The sequence below is a fragment of the Pseudofrankia coriaricola genome (genome assembly GCF_032027725.1).
Classification (GTDB): domain Bacteria; phylum Actinomycetota; class Actinomycetes; order Frankiales; family Frankiaceae; genus Pseudofrankia.
This window is the reverse complement of the sequence record NZ_JASNFO010000107.1, coordinates 1-23,815: the sequence shown is the minus strand read 5'-3', so window position 1 is coordinate 23,815 and position 23,815 is coordinate 1. Positions and strand designations below refer to the sequence as shown.

At 68.7% G+C, this 23,815-nt stretch carries 23 protein-coding genes and 1 pseudogene; 15 read left to right on the top strand and 9 right to left on the bottom strand.

Annotation, left to right across the window (positions count from 1 at the left end):
* Positions 1-504: 504 nt before the first annotated feature.
* From QOZ89_RS40525 to QOZ89_RS40515, 3 genes are all read left to right on the top strand, one after another.
* Positions 505-1,395: an alpha/beta fold hydrolase gene (locus QOZ89_RS40525; RefSeq protein ID WP_312629433.1), complete on the top strand. Its 891-nt coding sequence runs from the start codon at positions 505-507 to the stop codon at positions 1,393-1,395.
* Positions 1,396-2,161: 766 nt separating this feature from the next.
* A complete protein-coding gene (locus QOZ89_RS40520; RefSeq protein ID WP_312629431.1) occupies positions 2,162-2,761 on the top strand; it encodes a TetR/AcrR family transcriptional regulator in 600 nt (199 codons plus the stop codon).
* Positions 2,762-2,779: 18 nt separating this feature from the next.
* Positions 2,780-3,067, top strand: coding sequence for a YciI family protein (locus QOZ89_RS40515; RefSeq protein WP_312629429.1), 288 nt, complete (start codon positions 2,780-2,782; stop codon positions 3,065-3,067).
* A gap of 116 nt (positions 3,068-3,183) precedes the next feature.
* Here the strand turns inward: QOZ89_RS40515 and QOZ89_RS40510 are convergent.
* Positions 3,184-3,947 (bottom strand): annotated as a pseudogene (locus QOZ89_RS40510) (response regulator transcription factor).
* Between the two features lie 184 nt (positions 3,948-4,131).
* On the opposite strand from QOZ89_RS40510, the gene QOZ89_RS40505 reads away from it, so the two are divergent.
* Genes QOZ89_RS40505 through QOZ89_RS40495 form a run of 3 tightly spaced genes read left to right on the top strand, consistent with a single transcriptional unit; the run spans position 4,132 to position 6,202 of the window.
* Positions 4,132-4,791, top strand: coding sequence for a glycosyltransferase family 2 protein (locus tag QOZ89_RS40505; protein ID WP_312629427.1), 660 nt, complete (start codon positions 4,132-4,134; stop codon positions 4,789-4,791).
* Positions 4,788-5,495, top strand: a complete 708-nt coding sequence (locus tag QOZ89_RS40500; protein WP_071054071.1) for a TIGR04282 family arsenosugar biosynthesis glycosyltransferase — start codon at positions 4,788-4,790, stop codon at positions 5,493-5,495. The genes QOZ89_RS40505 and QOZ89_RS40500 overlap by 4 nt, the downstream gene beginning before the upstream one ends.
* Positions 5,492-6,202, top strand: coding sequence for a methyltransferase domain-containing protein (locus tag QOZ89_RS40495; protein WP_312629425.1), 711 nt, complete (start codon positions 5,492-5,494; stop codon positions 6,200-6,202). The genes QOZ89_RS40500 and QOZ89_RS40495 overlap by 4 nt, the downstream gene beginning before the upstream one ends.
* Before the next feature lie 42 nt (positions 6,203-6,244).
* Here QOZ89_RS40495 and QOZ89_RS40490 read toward each other — a convergent pair whose 3' ends face one another.
* A complete protein-coding gene (locus tag QOZ89_RS40490) occupies positions 6,245-6,697 on the bottom strand; it encodes a hypothetical protein (RefSeq protein WP_312629423.1) in 453 nt (150 codons plus the stop codon).
* Positions 6,694-7,893 carry a molybdopterin-dependent oxidoreductase gene (locus QOZ89_RS40485; protein WP_312629421.1) on the bottom strand — a complete coding sequence of 400 codons (1,200 nt, stop codon included), beginning with the start codon at positions 7,891-7,893 and terminating at the stop codon, positions 6,694-6,696. The genes QOZ89_RS40490 and QOZ89_RS40485 overlap by 4 nt, the downstream gene beginning before the upstream one ends.
* Positions 7,894-8,006: 113 nt before the next feature.
* Here QOZ89_RS40485 and QOZ89_RS40480 point away from each other — a divergent pair, with 113 nt between their 5' ends.
* Entirely contained in the window at positions 8,007-9,518 is a 1,512-nt protein-coding gene (locus QOZ89_RS40480) for a glycosyltransferase 87 family protein (protein ID WP_312629419.1), read from the top strand.
* 13 nt (positions 9,519-9,531) lie between these two features.
* Here QOZ89_RS40480 and QOZ89_RS40475 read toward each other — a convergent pair whose 3' ends face one another.
* On the bottom strand, positions 9,532-10,620 hold the full coding sequence (locus tag QOZ89_RS40475; protein WP_312629417.1) for an NHL repeat-containing protein: 1,089 nt from the start codon (positions 10,618-10,620) through the stop codon (positions 9,532-9,534).
* Between the two features lie 1,610 nt (positions 10,621-12,230).
* Between QOZ89_RS40475 and QOZ89_RS40470 the strand changes: the two genes are divergently transcribed.
* Both QOZ89_RS40470 and QOZ89_RS40465 read left to right on the top strand, forming a co-directional pair.
* Entirely contained in the window at positions 12,231-13,355 is a 1,125-nt protein-coding gene (locus QOZ89_RS40470) for a DNA sulfur modification protein DndB (RefSeq protein WP_312629415.1), read from the top strand.
* Between the two features lie 210 nt (positions 13,356-13,565).
* Complete coding sequence (locus tag QOZ89_RS40465) at positions 13,566-14,132, top strand: effector-associated domain EAD1-containing protein (RefSeq protein ID WP_312629413.1); 567 nt, start codon at positions 13,566-13,568, stop codon at positions 14,130-14,132.
* Between the two features lie 477 nt (positions 14,133-14,609).
* On the opposite strand, the gene QOZ89_RS40460 is transcribed toward QOZ89_RS40465, so the two are convergent.
* The 3 genes from QOZ89_RS40460 to QOZ89_RS40450 all read right to left on the bottom strand — a co-directional run bounded on the left by QOZ89_RS40460 (position 14,610) and on the right by QOZ89_RS40450 (position 16,827).
* On the bottom strand, positions 14,610-15,407 hold the full coding sequence (locus tag QOZ89_RS40460) for a hypothetical protein (RefSeq protein WP_312629411.1): 798 nt from the start codon (positions 15,405-15,407) through the stop codon (positions 14,610-14,612).
* Complete coding sequence (locus QOZ89_RS40455) at positions 15,407-15,670, bottom strand: hypothetical protein (RefSeq protein ID WP_312629409.1); 264 nt, start codon at positions 15,668-15,670, stop codon at positions 15,407-15,409. The genes QOZ89_RS40460 and QOZ89_RS40455 overlap by 1 nt, the downstream gene beginning before the upstream one ends.
* A 602-nt stretch (positions 15,671-16,272) precedes the next feature.
* Entirely contained in the window at positions 16,273-16,827 is a 555-nt protein-coding gene (locus tag QOZ89_RS40450) for a hypothetical protein (protein WP_312629407.1), read from the bottom strand.
* A 157-nt stretch (positions 16,828-16,984) separates the two neighbouring features.
* Here QOZ89_RS40450 and QOZ89_RS40445 point away from each other — a divergent pair, with 157 nt between their 5' ends.
* Positions 16,985-17,923: a phosphotransferase family protein gene (locus QOZ89_RS40445; RefSeq protein ID WP_312629405.1), complete on the top strand. Its 939-nt coding sequence runs from the start codon at positions 16,985-16,987 to the stop codon at positions 17,921-17,923.
* Between the two features lie 16 nt (positions 17,924-17,939).
* Complete coding sequence (locus QOZ89_RS40440) at positions 17,940-18,206, top strand: hypothetical protein (protein ID WP_312629403.1); 267 nt, start codon at positions 17,940-17,942, stop codon at positions 18,204-18,206.
* On the opposite strand, the gene QOZ89_RS40435 is transcribed toward QOZ89_RS40440, so the two are convergent.
* Complete coding sequence (locus QOZ89_RS40435; protein ID WP_312629401.1) at positions 18,203-19,666, bottom strand: helix-turn-helix domain-containing protein; 1,464 nt, start codon at positions 19,664-19,666, stop codon at positions 18,203-18,205. The genes QOZ89_RS40440 and QOZ89_RS40435 overlap by 4 nt on opposite strands.
* A 201-nt stretch (positions 19,667-19,867) precedes the next feature.
* On the opposite strand from QOZ89_RS40435, the gene QOZ89_RS40430 reads away from it, so the two are divergent.
* From QOZ89_RS40430 to QOZ89_RS40415, 4 genes are all read left to right on the top strand, one after another.
* Positions 19,868-20,365 (top strand): hypothetical protein, encoded by a 498-nt coding sequence (locus QOZ89_RS40430; RefSeq protein WP_312629399.1) that lies wholly within the window; start codon positions 19,868-19,870, stop codon positions 20,363-20,365.
* 290 nt (positions 20,366-20,655) lie between these two features.
* Complete coding sequence (locus QOZ89_RS40425) at positions 20,656-21,066, top strand: hypothetical protein (protein ID WP_312629397.1); 411 nt, start codon at positions 20,656-20,658, stop codon at positions 21,064-21,066.
* 81 nt (positions 21,067-21,147) lie between these two features.
* Positions 21,148-21,687: a winged helix-turn-helix domain-containing protein gene (locus tag QOZ89_RS40420; protein ID WP_312629395.1), complete on the top strand. Its 540-nt coding sequence runs from the start codon at positions 21,148-21,150 to the stop codon at positions 21,685-21,687.
* Positions 21,654-22,097 carry a transposase gene (locus QOZ89_RS40415; protein WP_312629393.1) on the top strand — a complete coding sequence of 148 codons (444 nt, stop codon included), beginning with the start codon at positions 21,654-21,656 and terminating at the stop codon, positions 22,095-22,097. Before QOZ89_RS40420 ends, QOZ89_RS40415 begins: the two co-directional genes overlap by 34 nt.
* On the opposite strand, the gene QOZ89_RS40410 is transcribed toward QOZ89_RS40415, so the two are convergent.
* A partial coding sequence (locus QOZ89_RS40410; protein WP_312629392.1) for a recombinase family protein occupies positions 22,073-23,815 on the bottom strand: 1,743 nt, incomplete at its 5' end. The two genes, QOZ89_RS40415 and QOZ89_RS40410, sit on opposite strands and share 25 nt — an antisense overlap.

The following is a 23,815-nucleotide window of genomic DNA, read 5'->3' as shown; positions in this document are numbered from 1 at the left end:
GCCGCAGGGGAAGTGGCACCTCATTCGTTCGGGATTCAACAATTTGTTGTTACGGTGCGGCGGGAGCCAGGGGCGGCGCGGGGGCAGCGTCGGGTTGGAGTACGCCCGCTCCGGGTGAGTCCGCGTAGAGCGCTTCGATCTCGCCGGTGTATTTCTGCGCGATCGGCATTCCTCGTGGCCGAGCCCTCTTTGGCGGCGGGGGATACGCCGAGGCGCCTTGTGGCGCACTACCCGAGATCTTGCGGTCCCGGCGATGGCCTCGAGCAGGACGGCGGTCGTGGGGCGCACTCCCGCGTCGGCGTCTTCGCGGTGCAGGCCGGCCTGGTAGGTCAGAGCGCCCGCGGCGTAGGCCGGGGTGGAGCAGGAGGATGGCTTCGGCGAGCTCCGGTGGCGGACGTCGCGGCACGCAGTGCCATGCTCGCGTGGGTAGGCTTTCGGCCGGTGTGCCGGGAAGGCTGGTCGGTGCGTGAACGCCGCACCATCGCAATGCCTGGAGGCGCGTCGATGCTCGATCTTGTGAGGCCGACGGCAGCGGCGTGCCTGCCGGCCGGCCAGGTCGAGTATCGGTTGGATCGACGTGGCGAGGCCGTGGTGATGGTCTTCCATGGCGGGCATGTACGAGCAGGCCTGGCGTTGGGCGAGGACGTGTTCGCCGCGGCTGACTGCACGCTGCTGGTGCCCTCTCGCCCCGGCTACGGCCGTACTCCGCTGACGACCGACAGCTCGGTCGAGGGGCATACGGACGTGGTCCGGGCGTTGTGTGCCGATCTGGGCATCACCCGGGTCGCCGCCGTTGTCGGCATCTCGGGAGGCGGCCCGACCGCCGCCACGATGGCCGCGCGGCACGCTGACCTCGTCGAACGTTTGATCCTGGTCAGCGCCGTGGGTTGGCTACCCTATCCAGACCGGTGGACTCTCCTGGGCGCGCACGCCGTGTTCGCTGCCGGAACGGAAGCCGTGACCTGGGCCGCGATACATACGCTCGCCCGTAGGGCGCCCGACATCTGTCTGCGGCTCATGATGCGCAGCCTCTCGACCCGACCGGTGGGCGAGGTCATGGCCGCGCTGCGCGCCGAGGACCGCGACCTGCTGCTGGCGCTGTTCGCCCAGATGCGCTCCGGCCGCGGGTTCCTCAACGACCTGCGTCCCACACCGGACGCCACCGCCCAGATCAACCAACCCACCCTCGTGATCGCCACCCGCACCGACGGGGGCGTCCCGTTCACCCACGCTCAGTCGCTTGCCAGCACCATCCGCAACGCCCAACTCGTCGAAAGCCGCACACACCCATTTCGTCTGGCTCGGGCCCGACTGGCCGGCAATCGCCGAGCGGATCCGGCTGTTCCTCGATACCGACCCACCACCGTCGTCGGACCAGCACGCTCCGACGCCTGACTCGACACGCCCACGAGCAAAGCCAGGCGCACACAGATCGTTGACATGTGCATGCCACTGGCCGTGTCCATGCGTGCCTCCTCATCGCCAGTAGGCACGAACTGCCTCATTTGACTTGACAACTTCCGCGTCCGCCGCGTTCTGAACGACCAGCGGCGACAACCCCGAAAGCACCCAATTCACCAGACGATCCGTACCGTACATGACATATCGCGTCATAGATACTGCGCACCGTCACCACCGAAAGTGGGCCAGGGCCGCCTACGGAACAGTCCCCCGGCTTGTCGTCGCCGTAGCTTCGTTGGCCGTGGCGTCAAGCTTGGTGCCCCTGCGATCCGCAAGCTGGTCGACGAGGCGAGCCAACGCGGGCAGAGCCCCGGCCGGCCATCTCGCTTCGCAGATTTCACGCATCCGGATCGCACATCACTCACATGATCATTCGGTGCGGTTGCCGTATGTGGAAGCAGACACCGAACAGTGGTCCAACCACAGCGCGTCGCATGTCCGGCAACCGGGTGGGAGATCGGTGATGGCACGGCACCGTCGTGTCGGCCGCCGAGTCCGATTCGGGGCCGCGGGGCTGGTGAGCTCCTCCCGGCCAGTTCGGGGCGGGCGAGGACGACGTGTGGCAGAGTCCGGCCGACCATCCCGGCGGCATTGCCGGCGCCACAGCGCCGGGCGGGCTTGACACCGTCTAGGACATGTGCCCTAGAGTCTGGCCTAGGACAACTGTCCTAGCGTACTGCCGGATGTCGAGGGGTGGGCGATGGAGAAGGGCGCGGCGACTCGCGCGCAGATCGTCGCGGCGGCCGACCGCCTGTTCTACGAGCACGGGTTCGAGCACACCTCGTTCGCCACGATCGCGGGTGCCCTGCAGATCTCGCGGGGCAACTTCTACCACCACTTCAAGACCAAGGACGACATCCTCAGCGCGGTGATCGAGGAAAGGCTGGCGGCCACACGCCGGATGCTGCAGCAGTGGGACGCGGAGGCACCCGAACCCGCGGGTCGGATCCGCCAGTTCATCCGCATCGTGCTGACCAACGGTCAGGACATCCAGAACTACGGATGCCCGGTCGGCACCCTCACCGCAGAGCTCGCGAAGCTTGGTCACCCATGCCACCGGGACGCCACCGCCCTGTTCACGCTTTTCCGCGCCTGGCTGCGGGAGCAGTTCGTCGAACTCGGACACCAGACGGCCGCCGACGCCCTCGCCATGCACGTGCTCGCCTTCAGCCAGGGTGTCGCCACACTGTCGCATGCCTTCCGGGACGACGAGTTCGTGCACCGCGAGGTGAACCGCCTGGAGGCGTGGCTCGACGCCTGCGCCGCCGGCCCGGCCTTCAGCCAGACAGCCGACCAATAACCTTCGGAGAGGGATCAGATGTTCGTGGTGTTGCTCCGGTTCGCCGAGAACAAGAGGGCTGCCGGCGAGCACATGGCCGGCCACCAGGAGTGGATCGAGCAAGGCCTGGACGACAAGGTGTTCCTCCTCGTCGGCAGCATCCAGCCCGGACCGGGCGGCGCAGTGCTCGCCCACAACACCTCCCTGCCGCAGCTCCAGGAGCGGATCGCAGCTGACCCGTTCGTCGCCGAGAAGGTTGTCGACCCGGAGATCATCGAGATCGCGCCCGGTATGGCCGACGAGCGCCTCGGCTTCCTGGTGGCCTGAGGTGGCCCCGTTCGTAGGTCCCGACGGCCGGCCGCGCTGCGCCTGGAGCGGTGCGGCGCCGGAGTTCCTCGACTACCACGACACCGAGGCGATCCCGACGACCTGCAGGTTCGCGCTCACGCCGGCGTCTCCCGTCTGGCCGACCCGCTGGCCCCCTCATCGACGGCGCGGGACCGGCCCGCGGGATCCGATTGGGCCGCGCTCGGCGGGTCGTACCGGTAGCCGACGCCCCACACGGTGACCAGCAGCCGCGGGGCGGTCGGGTCGTCCTCGATCTTCTCCCGCAGCCGGCGGATGTGCACCGTGACGGTCGACGGGTCGCCGTAGGTCCAGCCCCACACCTGTTCCAACAGCTCGGCCCGGGTGAGGGCGCGGCCGGGGTGGCGCAGCAGGAACACCAGCAGGTCGAACTCGCGCACGGTGAGCCCGAACGGGACGCCGCGGCGGGTGGCGGTGCGGGCGGCCGCGTCGACGATGACGGTGCCGGCGCGCAGGATGCCGGAGCCGGTCGGCGGCGGCTCGCTCGCGCGGCGCAGCACGGACCGCACCCGCAACGTGAGCTCGCGCGGCGAGAACGGCTTGGTCACATAATCGTCCGCGCCGCATTCGAGCCCGGCCACGCGGTCGGCCTCCTCACCACGCGCCGTCAGCATGATCACCGGGATGGGAGCCCTCTCCCGCAGCCGGCGGCACACCTCGATGCCGTCGAGACCGGGGAGCATCAGATCCAGGACAGCCAGGTCCGGGCGGCCGCCTCGACCATCCGCAACGCCGCCGGCCCGTCCACGGCCCGGTCGACCTCGAACCCAGCGTTGCGCAGGTACCGGTCGACGACCTCGGCCACAGTGGCGTCGTCATCGACGACCAGGACACGAGCCACGTCGCCACCATAGAGCGCGGATACCCACCCGCGAGCGGCACCGGAGCTGCCGTCACGGATTCGTAAGAAGACCGGCGCCGGCACCGCCGAGATGGTCGCCCACCAGCGGATTTCCTTGTTTGGTAAGGGTCGATGGCGCCACGCTGTCACTAGAGTCGCGATCATGCTTACGCAAAGTCACCAGATGCCGGTGTCGGTGGACGTCGTGCTCCCCTGCCTGAACGAGGCCGAAGCGCTCCCCTGGGTCCTCGAACGGATACCACCCGGCTATCGCGCCATCGTCGCCGACAACGGCTCCCGCGATGGTTCCCCCCAGCTCGCCCGTGAGTGCGGCGCCGTGGTCGTCGATGTGCCGCGGCGCGGCTACGGGGCGGCCGTGCACGCCGGCCTGCTCGCGGCGGACGCCGATGTGGTCTGTGTCTGCGACGCCGACGCGTCGCTGGACCCCGCGCAGCTTCCCGGGCTCGTCGCCGAGCTGACCGCCGGCCGCGCCGACCTGGTCCTGGGCCGCCGCCGGCCGACGTCCGCCCGGGCCTGGCCGCCGCATGCCCGGCTCGGCAACGCGGTCGTCGCCCAGCGGCTGCGCCGCCGTGGCGTCGCGGTCCGCGACCTGGGCCCGATGCGGGCCGCACGCCGCGCGCAGCTACTGCGCCTGCCGATCACCGACCGACGCTTCGGCTACCCGCTGGAGCTCCTGCTGCGCGCCACGCAGGCCGGCTGGCGCATCGCCGAGACGGACGTCGACTACCACCCCCGGGTCGGGCGGTCGAAGGTGACCGGAACGCCCCTCGGCACGGCCCGCACCGTACGGGATATGACGGCCGCGCTGGCGAGCCTGCGATGACCGCGCGGCGGCCCGAGGAGCCGACCCCCGCGGTGACCCTGCTGGTGGTGGCGAAGGAGCCGGTCCCCGGCCGGGTCAAGACCAGGCTGACGCCGCCGTTCACCCCGGCGCAGGCCGCCGCCGTGGCCGAGGCGGCCATCGCGGACACGTTGGCGGCGGTCAGCCGTCTGACCCGGCTTCCCGGTATCGGGCCGGTCAGGGCCGTCCTCGTGCTCGACGGCACCGTCGGCCCCTGGCTACGCGTGCCGATCGAGGTGATCCCGCAGGCCCGGGGACCGTTCGACGTCCGGCTTGCCGCCGCCTTCGACGCCTCCGCCGGCCCGGCGCTTCTGATCGGGATGGACACCCCGCAGGTGACCCCGGCGCTGCTCGCCGACGCCTGCCGCGCGCTGGCCCACACCGACGCGGTGTTCGGCCCCGCCGCCGACGGCGGGTGGTGGGCGCTCGGCCTACGCCGCCCGGACGGCCGCCTGCTGCGCGGCGTCGCCACCTCCCAGCCGGACACCGGGGCCCGACAGCTCGAACGGCTGGCCCGGGCCGGCCTGCGGGTCGCGACGCTGCCGGTCCTGCGGGACGTCGACACGTACGCCGACGCCGACGCGGTCGCGCGGCTCGCGCCGCACGGGCGGTTCGCCGCCGCCGTGCGGACCATCCGGACCGCCGAGGCGGGGACCGGCGCGGCCCGCCCGCTGGTCGGGCGATGACGACCGCCGCGGCCGGAGACCCGACGACCGCCGCGCACCGCGACCAGCCCGGTCGGCGCGGCCTGCCGGTCAGGGACGGCAGCCCACCGACCGCGTTGTACGAGGCGGCGCTGCGATCCGCCGCCGGCCGGTTGTGGGTGCGCTACCCCGACGGGCGGCGCGACCCGTTGCCGGTGCCCACCTGGCGGGGCGGACTGGTCCAGGGCGACACCTCCCTGTTGCGGCGCTGCGCCGGTCCGACCCTCGACATCGGCTGCGGCCCCGGCCGGCTGGCCGCCGCCCTCGCCGCCCGCGGCCTGCCCACGCTCGGCATCGACGTGGCGGCGTTCGCGGTGCACCTTGCCCGCAGGGCCGGCGCGACCGCCCTGTGCCGCGATGTCTTCGGCCCCCTGCCAGCGGAAGGACGCTGGTCGACGCTGCTGCTGGCCGACGGCAACATCGGCATCGGCGGCGACCCGGGCCGGCTGCTCACCCGCGCCGCCGAGCTGCTCGGCCCGGCCGGCCGGGTGCTCGTCGAACTGCAACCGCACCCGGCGCCACCCGGTCGACGGCTGGTCCGCCTGGAAGGACCGGACGGGCGGCTGTCGAGAGCCTTCCCCTGGGCGTGCGTCGGCACCGGGGAGATCCTCGGCCACGCCACAACCGCGGGACTGCATGTCGTGGAGACCTGGTGCGGTGGGGGCAGGCCCTTCGCCGCGTTGGGCTGATCCTGGACGCTCGGCGATCCGCGCCCCGCGGAGGGCCCGCCCTCAGGACGGGTCTGGCGCGGACCCGAGCCTCCGCCGCGCCCGCGCCACGCGGACAGCGATCAGGGCCGCGGCGCCGGCCCACACGGCGCCGAGGACGATCGCCAGGTTCCGCCCGTAGGGCAGCGGGTTGACCGTCGGGTTGTCGGGCGAGCCGCCGTAGCCGCGCCAGAGCGGCAGGGAGGCGAGCGCGACGGCCGCGCTGACCAGCAGCGCGCCCTGCACCACCGCCCGGTACGGGGCGCGCACGAGCCGGGTGAGCAGGAGCCCGACGACGGCCGTGACCGGGACGGCGACCAGGTCGTGGATCAGGATCCCACCGATCAGCCACCGGGCCGCCTGCAACGGGTGGGTAGCCCGCTCCATCGTGAGCAGCCCGTGGATGCCGTATCCGAGCACGGCCAGGCCGGCGGCGGCGAGCAGGCCGCGCAGGGCCAGGGCCGGGGTCGTCTTCACAGCATCACCACCCGGTGTACCCATTTGGTCTGCAGCACGCCTGGCCGGTTGGGGGCGATGAGCCGGGCCGGGTATCCGTGGTCGAGGTCGAGCTCGGCGCCGTTCAGTCCGGTGGCGAGCAGCGTCAGCGGGTCCCGGGCGTGTGGCGGGTTCACCTCGCTGGTGCGGTAGCCGCCGCGCGCTTCGAGCGACTCGACCCGCACCGTCGCGTCGGGCGGGATGCCGGCGGCGTCGAGCAGGTCGCGCAGCCGTGGGCCGTGCCAGGTCGCGTCGGCGGCCCACCCCTCGACGCAGGTGATCGGCAGCTTGGACGTGTGGTGGTCGAACGCCCGCAGTTCGCCCAGGCTGAGGGTGAACGGGCGCGGGCCGACGACCTCCAGCTGGTAGTCCGGGTCACGGGCGACCGTGGCGACCCGTGCGGCGGCCGCGGTCCGGTTGACCGGCAGCCGCTGCGGGCCGAGGTCGGGGCGCCGGGGCGCAAGCAGGTCGAGCCGGGACAGCCCGGGCACGAACTGGCCGGCGGTGGTCAGGGTGATGACACCGGCCGCGGTGCCGACGGCGACTACGAGGCCACGCCGGGACAGCCCGTCCCCCGGCGGTTCCGGCTCGCTGACCCGGTCCGTGAGCGACGCGCGGCCGGCCCGGCCCGGGCCGACGTTCGCCCGCACCACCGCGAGCTTCGCGGCGATGTGGATGAGCAACGCGCCGATCGTGATCCAGGCGACCCAGTAGTGGGTGACGGTGAAGAAGAACCGGAAGCGATACCACTGGGCGATGTTCGCTATTCCGGTAGCCAACTGGAAAAGGGCGCCCGCGATGAGCGGCACGATCGTCACCCGTTCCAGCGCGTGGGCGACCGACCGCACCGGCGGCCATTCCCACAGCCGCGGGTACACCGTCCACAGTTTCGCCAACAACAGCGGAACGCTCGCCAGCCCGGTGGCCACATGCAGGCCCTGGGTCACCCGGTACATCCAGACCGGACGGGCCGGCCACGCCAGCCACGACGGCGGGTGCTGCATGAAATGGGACACCAGGCCCGTGAAGAAGCACACCCCGAACGCGATCCCGAGGCAGATGCCCAACAGCGCGGCGACGCGGGGATCGTGCAGGCGGCTTGGGAAAGCGCCCTCGCGTAGCGGGCCCTGTCGCAGGAAAGCGGGTGGATGTGGGAATCGTCTGGTCAGCACGCGCACCCACGCACCGTAGGTCCCCCATGAGCCGCGTAGCGGACCGCGAAGCCTTACGGAACGGAGAAACCCGGGCTCGGCATGCCCGCGCCGCCCGGAATCGCTGCCACTCTCGCTGCATGCCGACCGCCCTCACCACCACCGACAGCCAGCGCAGTCCCACGCGGGCGGCCGAGCGGACGGCGCGGTTGCGCGGGCGGCGCCTGGCGGCGCCGATCGGGGCGGTCGTCGGACTCGCGGGCCTGCTCGCAGTCCAGGCGACGGTGCAGCGCCAGCCCGGCTTCCTGGTCAGCCGTCCCGCGCTGCTGTACCTGACCATGCTCTGGTGGGCGCTCGGCCTGATCACGGCCACCCTGCTCGTCCTCGCCGCTCCCCGCCGCCTGGCCCTCACCCTGCTGCTCGCCGCCACCGTCGCGATCCACGCGATGGCTCTCACGAGCGGCCCACGGCTTTCCGACGACCTGTACCGCTACGCCTGGGACGGCAAGGTGCAGGCCGCCGGCATCGACCCCTACCGCTACGGACCGCTCGACCCCGAACTCACCCGCGTCCGTGACGACTGGCTGTTCCCCGACTCGGCCGGGTGCACCCCCGACCACCCGCGCCCGCACTGCACCCGGCTGAACTACCCCCGGGCACACACCATCTACCCGCCGGTGGCCCAGGCCTACTTCACCGCGGTGCACGTCCTGCCCGGACCGCCACGCGAGCACAAGCTGCAGCTCTACGCGTCGCTCACCTCGCTGGCCCTGGTCGGCCTCCTCATGTCGATGCTGGCGGCGCGTGGCCGAGATCCGCGCCTCGCCGCCTTCTACGCGCTGACGCCGCTCGCCGGCCTGGACGTCGGCTCCGACGCGCACGTGGACGTCCTCGGCGCGCTGCTCGCGCTCGGCGCCATCGCCGTACTGACGCCGCGCCACGCCGGCCCGTCGGACCGCGCGGCAGTCACGGAGGTGGCCGCGACCACCTCACCGTCCCGGCGGCGCGCGTGGCTGGCCGGCGCGCTGCTCGGGGCCGCGGTGGCGGTCAAGCTCTATCCGGTCCTTCTACTCCCGGCGGTCGCTGGGCGCGGGCGTCATTGCCGGCCCATCAGCCTGCTGTGCGCGGCCGGGGCCGTCATCGGGCTCGCCTACCTCCCGCACGTCCTGGCAGTGGGCACGGGCGTCCTCGGTTTCCTCCCGCAGTACCTGAACGTCGAGGGATACGACCAGGGCAGCCGGTTCCTGCTGCTCGCCGGGCTCGGCGTGCACGGAGCCGCCGCCAAGGCCGTCGCGGTCGGCGCGCTCGCCGCGGTCACGGTCGCGGTGCTGCGCGCCGATCCGCATCGGGTGCCCGTCGAACGGGCCGCGCTGTGGCTCGTCGGCACCGCCTTCCTGACGGCAACTCCCGCCCAGCCCTGGTACGGCATCCTGCTGGCCGCGCTCGCCGTCCTCGCCGGCCGGCTGGAATGGCTCGCCGTAACCGCCGCCGCCTACCCCCTGTACATCTCCCTGTTCACCGACCTGCCCGGCGACGCCTGGACGCTACGGGTCAGCTCCTACGCCATCGCCGCGGCCATCGTGCTCGCCGCCGCGCTCACCCGTTCCGTCCGGCGCGGCCGGGTACTCGCCCCCGGGTCGCCGACGGTGTAGCGCAGCTGGACCCCTACCTGAGGTCGATGGTCTGAAGGGTGCCCGCCGACGTTGCGCCCGCCACGTAGGCCCGGTTCCGTGTCTCGTCCACGGCGACCGAGTTGGCCTGGCGGACCGTGGGGTACGGCGGGCCGTCCCGCCGCGGCGTGCCGTCCGCATCCACGGCGAGACGCACCAGCTCGTTGCGTGCGGTCAGGGTGACCCAGAGGGACGTTCCGTCGGCGCTGGCGGCGAGCCCGTACGGTGCTCCGGGCAGCGGCAGCCGGGCGAGCCGGCGTGGTGTGCCGGTCAGTGAGAAGACCTCGATGGCGTTCCCACGGGTGTCGGCGACCGCGACCCGTCCGGCGCCGACCTGGACCGCATGGGTCGGACCTGCCCCGGCCGGGAGCCGGGCGACCTGCCGCATGGACCTCGCGTCATACACGTAGAGGGCGTTGCCGCGCACGTCGACGACCCCGACCCGGCCGTCGCCGGCGGACGCGAGGCCACCTGGCTGCACCGGTCCTGGCAGTCGAGCGATCTCCCGGCCGTCGGCGACGAACGACACTGCGGAACCGAGCTCGTCGGCCACGACAATCCGGCCGGCCACCCCGGTGTCCGCGGCGTCATGCGGTTGGCGGCCGACCCGAGTCGTCCCCGACACCCGCCCGGACGGCAGGTCGATCTCGGCGAGCACGTCGGTGTCTTCGCCCGGGACAAGCACCGACCCCGCCGCACCGGCGAGCTGAAGATGACGAGCCGTGCCCGGGACCGCGACCGTGCGAACCATGCCCGGCCCGTCCGCGCCGACGAGCGCGAGTCGCCGTGCCCGTAAGGCGACGATCACCTGGCCGTCACGCGGATCGACCAGGACACCTTCCGGACCGTTTCCGACCGGCCGGACCGTGCCCGCCGGCCGCACCGTCAGCGGCGGGGCAACGGCCGGCTCGGCAGCCGGCGGCAGCCCCGGGACGGCCGTGTCAGCCGTGCCGGTCGTCGTGCCGCCGCATCCGGCGCATGCAGCGAGGACCGTCAACCCGGTAGCCACCCCGGCCGCGAGCACCGCCGCATGCCGGTACGCCGGCTGCGCGACCGCAGGTCTGGCTCGTCCCGGCAACGCCATGGCGCGACTGTAAGGTCCCCGGGCGCCCGGGCCACGGCCGCGGTTTCGGTGTTCCGCGTTCCGTAAGGTCGTTGGGCGTCGGTGTCGACTGTCGGTGACGCCGACGGGAGGATCGTCCACGTCGTGATCTAGGTCGGCTGATCTTCTCCAACGGCTGGCGGGCTCCCGATGGGAGCGCCTTTGAGCCTCATGCGGGTAGGGGTGTCAGGTCGACGTGCGCCTGGTAGAGCCTCCACAGCCGCGTCCTGACACCCGGCCTCGCCGACCTGAACAGACCCGACGACCCGCCACCACTGCGCAAAGCCGCGAACACCTACGACCAAGTCCACCAGGCCAGACTCGCAGCCTGACCCACAGCCCACGAACTTGACTCATCCTTACCGGCTTCGCCGGCTCAAGCCCTCTAGCGTTGATGATCGAAAGACGAGGACTGAGGCGTCGTCCCGGGGCGCTCGCGCACACCTCGCGCACACGTGAGCCCCATGAAGATCAGAAAGAGTTGCTGGTGCCACGCGGTGCCGATGAGTGCCGTGCCGTTCGTCAAGGCGAGGGAATCAGACGTGTCGACCATGTCCGGCGGGCGAATCATCTGATAACTGGCCAGAAGGCCGTCACGCTTGTGAAAATGTGAACGTACAGGTCAGAGCACGTGCGGTGCGCTCGGAGGGACTCGAACCCCCAACCTTCTGATCCGTAGTTTCATCTGGATCTTCCAGGGGTGTCCATGGACGTCCATAGAGTCCGTCTATCTCGGCGGTCGCGTCCGCCGGCGTCCATGGACGTCCGCCGACGTCCGGCGGCTCGGCTGTCAATTTGGCTGTCAGATTGCCTCGGCTGCTGAGGTAACCTGCGATCTTCGTTGGCAAGCCGACCCGTACCGCAGGCGCGCCAGCGCCGAGGAGCGGAAGCGGTGCGGCAGCTTCGTCCTTGACCCTGCGGATTAAGAGATCTTGGTAATTTGTCCGTCTATGTCCGGGGACGTCCGCCGGTGCAGGTCGCGCGCTGTCCAGGTTCCACGGACGTCCATGTTCGTCCGTCGTCGTCCGCCAGCTTGGCTGCCACCGTGGCTGCCGGACGCTGGCACAAGTCAGCACCTCAGCAGAACGACTCGAAGCCTAGAAGCTGCTCGTCGCCACCTCGGCCGTCACGCTGAGGCGAGTCACGACCTCTGTCGGCTTGGCAGTCGCGTGGCAGCGCACGCCCGACTTCCCGCCGACATGATCGGCTCACTCTGACCGCAAGCTCCCAGTTGGCCCCAGTCCGAGCGTCGACCCATGCCCGTGCTCCTCCACGCCACGCCTCGGGCGACGGTCAAGCCTGTGCCCAAGGCGACCAGCCCAGCCTGCGGTCCTCCACCATCCCCTACTCCCCCGCATCGACCACAGCAGATGGCGACGCCGCCAACGTTCGTCGCGCACTCACCGACCGAATCAGATGTAGCTCGTAGGGCGTACGTATAGATCGTCTTCGCTCCCGCTCAAGACACGTGCCACCAGTCAATGACACGTCCTAGTCCGACAAGTCACGTATCAATTGACAAGTACACGTAGCCCGCGTAGCTTGGTCGCATCGGACGTCACCTCGACGTCTCAGAGTCGGGGAGACGGAACATGGCGGTCGCCGTAGAAGCCGATGGGCTCACCCACCCGCTAGAGATCCGAAATGTCGCGGAGGTCGACGATGCGGGCGGCGTGCACATCGAGTGCCAGATGACCGGCGCCTACCTGGTCGATCTACACAAGAGCGGGCTGCTCTCACTAACGGGTAACATCCGTCCTGCTCACATGCAGGATAAGCTCAAGGGGAAAACGAAAACCAAGGTCAATAAATGGACTAGCGAACTGCTCGACAACAATGCAATTATCGGCAACATCTCAATCAGGCTCGATCCCACTAAGTCTGAATATGAGATCTGGCCCGATGACGAGACTGGACATACGAATCTGACCATCACGTCAGGCGTACTCGACTGCGCAGTCGATTCTCTTTCACGAATCAAGTCAATTTTGAGCGCGGCAGACAACCAGTTGGGAAGCTTCAAGCTAGGCACTCGCTTCCAGGTTCGCATCTGGATACTCGACGATGCGACCGCGAAGAAGGTCGCAACTATCTATAACACCCGTGGCGACAAGGTAAATGACTCCACGGCGAAATATGCCTACTCCGAGACCAAGGAGCAGGAGCTCGCTCGTCGACTGGTAAGCGGCTGCGTTCACCTCGGCCAGGATAACGTCGAGGTCCTCTCAAATTCCGTTTCCGCCAGCTCGCATAAATTGACCGCATTCAACACTATCAGTAGAGCGATTGAGACCCTATGGAAGGGCGGACCGGTCACTGCTGCCGATATCGAAGCGCAGTCCAGCTGGCTGATCAGTGCGTGGGATTCGCTGGTAAGGGTGCGCCCTGAGTACGGCAAGCTCTCGACTCCGAATCGACAGGATCAACGATCAAAGAGTATCGCGTCGACGGCGGTAGTGATCTACGGGCTCATCGGCGCGATGTCGACAATGTATGTTGACCATAAAGATCCTGCGACTGCATTCAAGGCTCTAGCGCCAGATGAGAAAAACGATTTGTTCTCGTGGAACAATCCAATCTGGACGAATGCGGGAGTTGTCACTCCCAGCGGGTCGGGTACCCGCACACTTGGTACCCGAAATAGCTTCCCAGCAAAACGCGCAGCGATCCGCACTCTGCACGAAGTCATGGGCTTGGGTGTTGACATGGCCGAGTAGGGAGCACAACCCCGATGCAGACACCGCGGCCGTTCACGCATCCGTCGCGGCGGTGATTGACACTCATCCTCCGAGGACCGACGGACAACTGCCTTGACGACGAGAAGCAGAAGTTTCAAGAACGCTCGATTCCCTGTTCGCCAGATACAAGAGATAATCGGACTCTGGCTATCTGCGAGTGGATCGGATCAGGATACTTGGCCCGAGATAATGCTGAACAGCATTACGAGGCGCGACGGCGAGACGATATCTTTCGGTAACCTCGATGAATGGTTCGAGGAATTTAGCAACAACCCTGTCACTGCCACGCTCAGTCTCGGCAACGGATTCTGGTTCTTCTTTGATCCACATCATGGCAGCACGTTCAACGTCACCTTGCACATAACGCGCGACGTTAATGACCTCATCGACAAAATTACCGAGATGGCGAAAACACTTGAGGTGGACTGCGGCGAGCCGTCGGCTGCGGCTGCGTATGTGGAGATTGGCTCAGTGGCGGGCGCCGAGAAATTCCAAGGCTTGACGGAGTGGGAGATAAAGGAACTGGCCAGGGTCTTCCCGTCCTCCGTGGCGGCCACGGATCTCTTGCGCCGATCGGCACTTCCGACCGGGCGACTGCCGGCCTTTGGGGCTGGCGACACGCCTGAATGGTTCTGGACGGCGGTTGGCATCCAACTCGACTTCGGTATTGCCCCCGATGGTCGACAGGTTCTTTTGGCCGCTGCCCAGCGTCTCTACCCCGCGAATTCGGTATTCAGCCGAGCACTTGGCCTTTAGGGGTCGGTCCTGCGACTGGAGGATTATGAGATCTTCGAAGAATCGTCCACACTCATCCGCCGATGTCCGCTGGTCCAGGTCAGGCGCCGTGCGGGTTCCGTAGATGTCCACCTCGTCCGCCGTTGCCCGTCGGGCTTGGCTGCCAAGCTGGCTGCCACTCACCGGCACGCCGGTCTCCGGTACCGCCGGGGGCAGATCACCCACCGTTGCGCTCTGCTGCCTACGGCGGGGCCGACATTGCGGATCTTCGTTGGCAAGCCGACCGGTATCGCAGGCGCGCTAGCGCCGAGGAACGGAACCGCTGCGGCAGCCTTCTGCTGTTGCCACCGTTGCAGGAGATCGGATCGGCCTATCCCTGGTCGCCTACGCCTGTCCGTCAGTACTGACGCAGCATTTCTCGCGTTACCGCCTTCCACCGGTTTCTGTCGGAGACGGTAGCATCACCAATCTCCTCAAAGATCTATCGAACTGCGCGGCCTAAATTTTTTTCAGCAAGAGGAACCCGTTGTGCGAGTTTTCCTTTACTTCGAATCCAGAGGGAATCGAGTCCAAAATATCGTTCACTCGAATTTGCGAAGCGAAATAGTGGATAGTCTGCCTTCTGCCACCCCTAAGAGTAACCTCTTTGGCGTGCAGGAAATAGGTTATCCCGCGCGAATTCGTATAGCCAAAAGCGGAGAAGCCATTGGCCTCAAATTTCGGAAAGATTTCCTCTGCATCGAAACCTGGAGCCCGGTTCAGACCGCCGCCGGCTGAAGACTCGACTGCCTCTACTTCCCCGGTGCTCCAGCCAATCTCCGACGCGATCAGTCCCCTTGGGAACAGCGCCGCCGCCATACGGCCGACTGAACGCTGAATCACCGCCCGGTTGTACTCAAAATCTGGATTGCTCGGATCATCCGGGGCGACAATTGTTTCCGACGTTCCAATCGCGAAATCTCGATAGGTCCTACTACCGTGGATATAGCGTGCAATGTCCTCCTGACGGTTCACTCCGCTGTGAATGCGAGCCGTTACCCGGCTCCACGATTCGCGGTTCCGGTCCAGATTTTCGGCAATTTCACCGAGGCCGCTTCTACGAGCTAGGCCGGTAAGCTCGTCTAGTTTTTTCTCAATGGTGTCAGCTGTGAAACGAGCCGGGGAATCCTCAGGCACGACATAGTGTGTTAGGTCTTCCAGCAAAGCAAGTGAGTCCAGATATACGTCCGATATGAATGGGTCATCTCGAATAGCGCCAATAGCTTCCCGTGGAAGCTCGACAAAGACCGCGGACATCAGCGACTCCTCGATTCGAGGATCGCTAGCGCCTGTGAAGTTGTAACATTCCGTTCAGCGAGTGAGCGCATATCGGCATCGATATCCCGTGATTCAAGGAAGAGAATATCAAACTCATGTTCTTGTAGATCCTCGATCAGATACTCCTGTGAACCGACGGCACCCGAACCCACAGAGCCATCAAGTCTCGAGTCATCAATTGATTCGACGTCAATTCGATACACTATTGGGAAGAAAAGGGCCACGTCCGCGCCGGCGCACACGCGCTTGAGCCTCCTTTGTGTCCGATCCGACAGATGGGCACCCCCTGCGATGACGCCCTTTCTCAAGCTTACCCGCATTGAAGATACGAATCGATCGTACGGATCACGGTCCGACCAGGGAGAATAAAGATCAGCGTAGATCTTGTACGGATTCGAGGAGTTTGGGTTTGCCAGCTTATAGGGAAAAAATGGACTCGCGGCCCATGCGTAGTGGCGACCCGTGAAGAAATAATGATTAATACACCAGGCCAAGAATGGCTGAGTTGAATAGTAGTGACATTCTGGCATGACTTGCCATTCTCCTGGGAGCCTTCGAGTAATTTTCTATACGAAACGATGCAACTTCTTAGATCGCCAAGATTAGGCACGGTCCAACGGACAGCTCCTTCTGAGTGTGTCGCACCGCAGCCTAGCTGGACGGCGACGTTCACCTCCCCTTAGCGGCATTCTGTCACGCCCAATCTGGCTGGCTTGGCCGGTCGAGATGGGAGCATGGGCACCGCCGGCGATCGCGCCGGCGAGCACGGCGCGCCAGCGCCGCGCGCAGCCGCCGCGCGGCGCCGGCTTGATCTCCAAATCGAGCAATTCGGCAGCCTGCTGGCCTACGGCGACGTTGCGGCGTCAGGCAGATCACGCTGGAAGTGGACGACGCGGTCCGGTGGCCCGAGTGTGCCGACACGCGGCCAGTCCTGGGCGATCCGTTCCGGCGCAGGGTTCCCGAAGTGCCATCGACGCGCAGGGGCGGTGCCGGGGCGCATCCATTCGTAGCGTGTGACCGGGCGGCGTAGAAGGTATTCGAACCAGTCCGCGGCGCGCTCAGCCAACTCGCCGGGGGTTCCCGTCGCGGTCCAGGCGAGGGGCGTCGGCTTGTCGGGAAGGGTAAGTAGCTGGTTGTGGACCTCGTCCCCGTGGGCGTGGTCTCCGTAGAAGTAGACGCCGACGGTCAGGAGGATGGCGTGGCACTCCGGGTCCGGGTCAAGGATGTCGATCCAGGCCAGGACGCCTTCATCAGGGAGCCCGGGGGTCTCACCGGGAAGCTCTAAGCGAGTGTCAGCGGGGTCCTGCGGCCAGGCGGTGGCACGGGCTCGGAGGACGCTGACGAACGCGTCCTGAATCTCGTCGAGGTGAGCTTCCGTCTCGAACCATTCAGCCTCCACGAAGCCCACCGTATGCGCCGGCCGACTCTCCGATCAGCACGGCGCTGGCGGGGCGGCTCCGGTCGCAAGCGGGCGATGTGGCTTTGTTGCGCGAGCTGACCTGGGGGTTCGCTCGTCTGGGCTACGCGTCGGCGAGCGGTCGGCTAGCGTTCGGCGGGTGGCTGGACCCGATGACGGGCGTGCGAACGGGCAGACGCTGGCAGCCCCACTCGACGTGTCTGCGGCCCGTCGTGTCCTCGTAGACGCCTGCGGCCTGGCAGGGCTCGACCCGGGCGACGCGGGGCTGATGAGGCTCGGCGAGCACGCGGTGTTCCGACTTGCTGCGGCGCCTGTCGTCGTTCGGATCGGCCGGTCGGTCGCCTACCTCGAAGCGGCGCGGAGAGAGCTGGTCATCTCGGAGTGGCTGACCACTGGCGGGGTGCCCGTGGTCCAAGTGGCTCGCCTGGCCGCTGCTCAGCCGCTCGTGATCGACGGCCGGGTAGTGACGTTCTGGGCCGCGGCTGGAACCGGAGACGACTACGGCTCCGCCGTCGAACTAGCGGAGATTCTCCGGCGGCTGCACGGGTTGGCCGCGCCGGGTGGCCTGGTGCTCCCGGACCTCGATCCGTTCGCGCGGGCCGACGCTCGTATCCGTGCTTCAACTAGGCTCGCGAGTGAGGATCGACGGTTCCTGCTCGACCGGGTGACGGAGCTCCGGGAGAGGTACGCCGGGCTGTCGTTCGCCCTGCCAGTGGGGCCGGTCCACGGGGACGCGAACGTCGGGAACGTGCTGCGCAACGAGTCCGGACGGGCGGTGCTGATCGACCTGGACGGCTTCGCGCGCGGTCCGCGGGAATGGGATCTGCTCCTGACCGCGATGTACGCCGACTCCTACGGCTGGCACAGCGCCGAGGAGTACCGGGCGTTCGTCGACTGCTACGGCTTCGACATCATGGCCTGGGACGGGTATCCAGTGCTGCGGGACGTACGGGAAACGACGATGGTGATCTGGGTCGGCCAGAACGTCGGCGCAGAGCCTCGTGCGGCGGCAGAGTTCGTGAAACGGATGGCTGCCCTGCGCTCGGGCGGGAGTCGGCGGAATTGGGCTCCGCTCTGAAGGTGGTACGACAGCGATGATCGAGCAGTCTGGCCGAGGCGGCGAGATGGCGGAGAACAGCACCGACGAGCTGAGCGAGATTCGAGCCGAGCGCGACGTGCTTCGCCGCGAACTCGGCGATCTTCGCGCACACCTCTGCGTAGCGCTACGGCTCATGCAGCGTGAGCCTGGCCCTCAGGGAATCACGGTGCTGAGCGTCGCCAGTGATCGGGAGATCGTCGAGGCTGTCCGCCGACTGGTAGCCGACGCCACTCCCGCCTCGTCCGAGACACAGCGTCGTTAGCGGCGCGGAGAACGGCTCCGGAGCCCGCGATCGGGCGTCAGGTCGTGGCGTTGCCAAAGGCGGTGGCCTGCGGCCTGTTCCGTGAAGCGGCGGGCGATCGATGCGCGGCCGACCTTGGCGAGTCGGCCACGGAACTCGGTGACGTACTGGGCACATCGGGCTGACTTGAGCTGCTCGCCGATGGTTAGGGCCTGAAGGGCGACGGTGCAGGCCGGTTCGGGGTCGCCGTGGTCGAGGTGGGCGTCGGCGAGAACCATGGCGGCGAAGAAGTCGGAGCGGGCGAAGGTGCCGTCGCTGCTGGCTTCGACGGAGCGGCCGGCCCAGGCGCGGGCGCCGGCGGCCCGGCCAAGGTCGCGGAAGCAGTGACCGAACTCGGCCGACAGCTCGGCCTCGTCGAAGTAGGCGATCCACTCGGGATCGTCGCCCGGGTTCCGCCGGGAGAACGCTGCCTCGGCGGCGGACAGTGAAGCGTCGCAGGCGGCGGCGTCGCGGTTCCCGGCGTGGGCGCGGGCCTCCATCGCGTGGAACTGGGCCGTCATCGTCGCCGTGGCCACGTCCTTGGTACCCACCACGGCCGTACGCGCGAGACACGCGGCCTGGTGGAAGTCCCCGAGGAACGTGGCCTGGTGGCTCATCGCGGACAGGACGCTACCGGCGAGTCGGCGGTCGTTGGCGTATTCGGCAAGGTGCAGGGCCTGCACGAGGTAGCGCTGTGCCAGGCCATGGGTTCCGGCGTCGTAGGCCATCCAGCCGGCCAACAGCATCGACTCGGCAACGGTGGAGAACAGTCGCTCCCCCGTCGCGGCGTCGTACCGGCCGCGGAGCAGGGTAGCGACGTCGCCGGACAGGAAACTGATCAGACCGTGGCGGGCGTGGCCTCCGCCGTACCGGTTGTCCAGCCCGGCGAACATCGCGGTCGTCGCCTGCACAGCGGCGATGTCCGGGACACCGACCCGGCGGCCGGATGAGGGCTGGCGGGGTGCGCGGGGGCCGGTGTGCAACAGCCAGTCCAGCGCGGCTTCCGGCCACATCGTCGGGTCGGGCGCGGCCTGCTCGTTCGGCTGGTCGAGATCGGCGTGCCACAGGGTGGACAGGAAGTCGACGGTGTTCTCGACGCGCGGCCGTGCGGTGGGGACCTTGGGCAGGGTGAACGTCGGCTGTGCGGGCGCGATGGTCTGGTTCGGGTCGGCGAGTCCGAGGCGTCCAGGCGGGATCTCGAGACCGCTCGCGAAGCGCTCGAAGAGCGCCAGGGTCTCCACGCGGCGCTTGCCCTGCATGATCCCGCTGATGGTGGGCTGGCCGACGCCGATCATGCGGGCGAGCTGTGTCTGTGGGGCGCCCGTCCACTGTTGGTAGATCTTCAGCACCTGGCCCATGTCTCGCTCTGCTAGGGCCTTCGCCATCTCGGGGCGGTCCCACAGCTCGGGCGGGGGCTTGGGGGCGTCGCGATGTGGAGTCATGGTCACGGCTCCTGGGGTGCGGCGGGCCGACGCGTGTTCGAGCCTGCACTGTTTGTCGCATTATCCACGGTCGGTATCCATGCACGTACCTGTTCGTGCCGACTTGACGACACAAGGCTGGCCGTCATGCCCGTCCTGCGGCTGTTCGCGCACGTAGGGCGGGTGATCGAGCCATGACCAGCAGAGACAGGAGGATCACGAATGACAGGTGACCCGACGGAACAAGAGGACGGCGGCACCGCCATGGCGGCTGACAGCGGGCAACGACCCGCGGGTGTTCCTGACGCTGAGGGCGGCGTCTCCGCGCGGCCGTGGACCGAGGACGACTGGGCGCTCGTCGTCGGCTCGGGCTCGGACCTGGCGGAGTTGTACGAGCAGATCGCCCGCCTTCCGACGGGTCTGGCGTTCGTCGAGGCGTTCGGGGACGTCGACCTGGTCCTCGTCTACCGGCCGGCGGGTGAACCTCGGTCGCGGCGGGAACTGCTCGACGCGATCGCGGGCCGCGTCGTCAGCAACGGCGGCATGCTGGTCGGCTCGGACAGCCCCGACGTACGGTCCGGTGGCGAGCGGTTCATGACCCCTGCGGAGCGGGCCGCGTTCGCGGCCGGGCAGGCGGATGCGCTCAGTGCAATGCGGCGGGCGCTGACAGGGATGCGTGGCCGGCGGACCGGCGGGAGCACGGTGCCGGTGACGGCATAGGACCTGGCGTCGGACGGCTGACGGGCCGGACCTGCGGGCAATGCCTCGCGGGTCCGGCCCTCGCTGTTTCCGGGAGATCGGCGCTTCGCGGCTGGCCGGGGGCTGGACGTCGTTCCTGACGCTCTTATTTCTGTCAAGCCCGGGGCATGCTCTGCCAGGTTGCCTGGCTAGCAGGGTGCGTCGGTGCCGATACCGTAGCTGCTGCAGACGAGGGATGAGGGCGCGTGAGGTTCAGTACCGATGACGGGCAGTTCGGCCTGGTCGTCTCGCCGCGTGCGGGAGACGGGAGGATGTTCGCTTTCCGGCTGGTCGTAGCCGGCTGCGTTGTCGGCGACGACGAGCCGTTCATTCTCGGCTCGCTCATGTGGGAGCTTCAGCACCGGCCGTCGTTCGGTGCCGGCGAGCTGCCGGACGTTCGGACCAGCCCGGCTGATGCCGTGAAGTTGCTGCTCGATGAAGAGCTCCGGCTTCAAGACGACCGAGTCGAGGCCGCCATGCTGCGGGGTGCGGAGTCGCTCGACCGCTGGCTTGTGTGGCTGTATGCCCACGAGGCGCACGGCGTCGCCCTGGCGCAGGCAGTTAGAGATAACGAGTGCGTCGGCCCGATCCTGGTGTCTAGGGTTGACCTCACCGACTTCCGCGGCCTCCTCGGCAGCGCGGTGCGCCACTGGCAAGAAGAACTCGGCTTGCCGCAGACCTAGCAGCTGTGACGCCTACCCCTCTTTAATGTGTGGGGTCACGGTGGTCGGTGATGGTGTCGGTGGGGTGGGTAGCCCGCCGGAGTGAGGTACGCGACGGGTGGCGGGTTGACGCCCGCCGAGCAGACGGAACGTGAGCGGGTCCGGTTGGCGGCTGCTGACCGTTTCGCCCAGGGCGCGAGCCAGGCGGAGGTGGCGCGTCAGTTCCATGTGACCCCGAAGACCGTGAGTCGTTGGCACCGGGCCTGGGAGCAGGGTGGTCCGGCGGCGCTGCGGTCGGCGGGGCCGCTGTCGCCGTGTCGGCTGGATGGCCGGGCGTTGGCCCGGCTGGAGGCGTTGCTGCGTCGCGGCCCCGGAGCCTGTGGCTGGGACGACCAGCGCTGGACGCTGGCCCGGATACGGCAGGTGATCGCCGCCGAGTTCGGGGTGGACTACACCCTGGCCGGGGTGTGGTACCTGCTGGACCGGTATGGCTGGTCGTGTCAGCTGCCCGCCCGTCGGGCCGCCGAGCGTGACGACGGCGCGGTCGAGGGGTGGAGAACACAGCGGTGGCCGCGGGTAAAACCACGGCGGCGGCCCGGGAGGCCTGGGTGTGTTTCCTCGACGAGACCGGCCAGGGCCTGAGGCCGCCACGAGCCCGTACCTGGGGCCGGCGCGGGGCCCGCCCGGTCGTGCGGGTGCCCGCCGCCGGGGGCCGGGGACGGGTGAGCGTGACCGGCCTGGTCTGCTACCGGCCCGGCCAGCGCGCCCGGCTGCTCTACCGCGCCCGCCTCGGCCATGGTCACCCCGGCGAACGCAAGGGCATGGGCTGGGCCGACTGCCGCGACCTGCTGACCGCGGCACACCACCAGCTTCCCGGCGGCCGACTACTGCTGGTCTGGGACCGGCTCAACATCCACCGCCAGGCCGAGATGACCGCCTTCCTGGACACCCACGCCGACTGGGTCGACGTCGTGTGGCTGCCGCCCTACGCCCCCGAGCTCAACCCCACCGAGATAGGTTTGCCGAACTACGAGGTGCGTATCCAGTCATGATGTCTGGTCTCCTTGCTGGTGCTGCTGGTGCTGCTGGTGCTGCTGGTCGGCTGGTCGGCTGGGTTGTCGGTCCAGCGGCGGCGGTTGTGGTAGCCGGCTGGGAGCTGGTGCAGGGCGCGCAGGCGTTCGACCTCGCCCTGGTCGGCGGTGATGATCCAGCGGTAGGGCGGTCGGCTGTCTTGCTGTCCGGTAGCCCAGCCGCGCCGTACCCAGGTGTACAAGGTCGCCGCTGGCATCCCGACCTGGCGAGCGAGGGCGGTCAGCCACCATTGGTCGGGGCCGAGACTGCCCTGGTCGGTGCGGCGGTCGTGGTCCAGGCCGGGGCGCAGGCCCAGGCGGCGGACCAGGTGCTGGATCTCGCCGACGTGGAAACGCTCGCGCAGATGGGGCGTGCGGAACCCGTCGGCGGCGAGCTGGTCGGCGACCGCGGCGTTGTCCAGGCCGGCCGCGACCAGCTGTCCGAGCCGGGTGAGCAGCGCGGGGTGGTAGGACAGCTGGTCGATCCGGGCCACCGGGCGGACCAGGTCGGCGTGGGTCTGGTGGCCGCCAGCCCAGGTGATGGTGGCGTGCACCTGCTCGCTGGTGCCCGCGGCGGTGACCGTGACCTGGTCGACCACGGCGCGGATCAGTCTCTTGCGGTCGGCCGTGGTGGTCGTCGGGGCCGACCACAGCGCCGGGATGTCGGCGGCCAGGGCGCGGATCGCGGCCTGTTCGGCGGCGGACAGGCGGGTGGGGTGCTGGCGGGCGAACCGCGCGTGGTCCTCGGCGAGCTGCGCCCGGGCGGCCAGCGCCTGCTCCCACTCGCGCTCGAGCTGCCTGACCACCAGGCGGTTTTCGGGTTCGGCCAGCTGGTACTGGCGGCGAGCGCGTTCGGCGGCGTACTCGGCGCGCTCCCGGCGCTGCCGCCAGATCCGGTCCACCTGTACTCGGTGCGCCTCGATCTGCTCGGCCGCGCGCAGCGACACCTCCAGCGCCGCTGGTGCCAGCGCGTCCAGCACCTGGGAGACGACATGGCCGTCCACGCAGCGCCCGGCCATCTGCTGGCAGCGCGGTTCGCCGTAGGTGTGGTGGCGTCGCTGACAGCAGTAGCGGTGGACCGGTCCGTCGGCTCCGGCCTCGTAGGCGACCTGCATCCGCTGGCCGCAGCGCCCGCAGACCACCAGCCCGGCCAGCAACGCAGGACCGTCCCGCGCCGCCCCCAGGCTGTCGGCCCGCGCCCGGTTGGCGGCCATCCGGGCGAGATTCCGCTCGTACTGCTCGACGCTGATATAAGCGGGCAGCGCCCCTTCGATACGCACCTGCCACTGCCCGGCCTGCAGGCCGCGGACCCGTCCGGAGTGCTCGCGACCGGGTCGCCGCCGGGACGGTTCGGTGCGGCTGCGACCGTAGGCGTAGATCCCCGCATACGCCGGATTACGCAACATGTTGACCAGGCCCTGCTGGTGAGGCGGACGCCAGACCACCTCACCCTTGCCCGGCCCCGACCGCTCCCGCATCCCGATCTGCACCCGATGCTCGACCAGGAACCGCAACATCGCGTGCACGGTGCCCAGCCGCTCGAACAGCTCGAACACCAGCCGCACCACGGCCTGGACCTGCTCGTCCGGATCAAGGGCGACCTCGCCCGAGGGACGGCGCACATATCCCGCCGGCAGCGGCACCGCCAGCTCCCCGCGGCCCGCCCTGGCCAGCCGCCCCGCTGTCATCCGCTGCCTAAG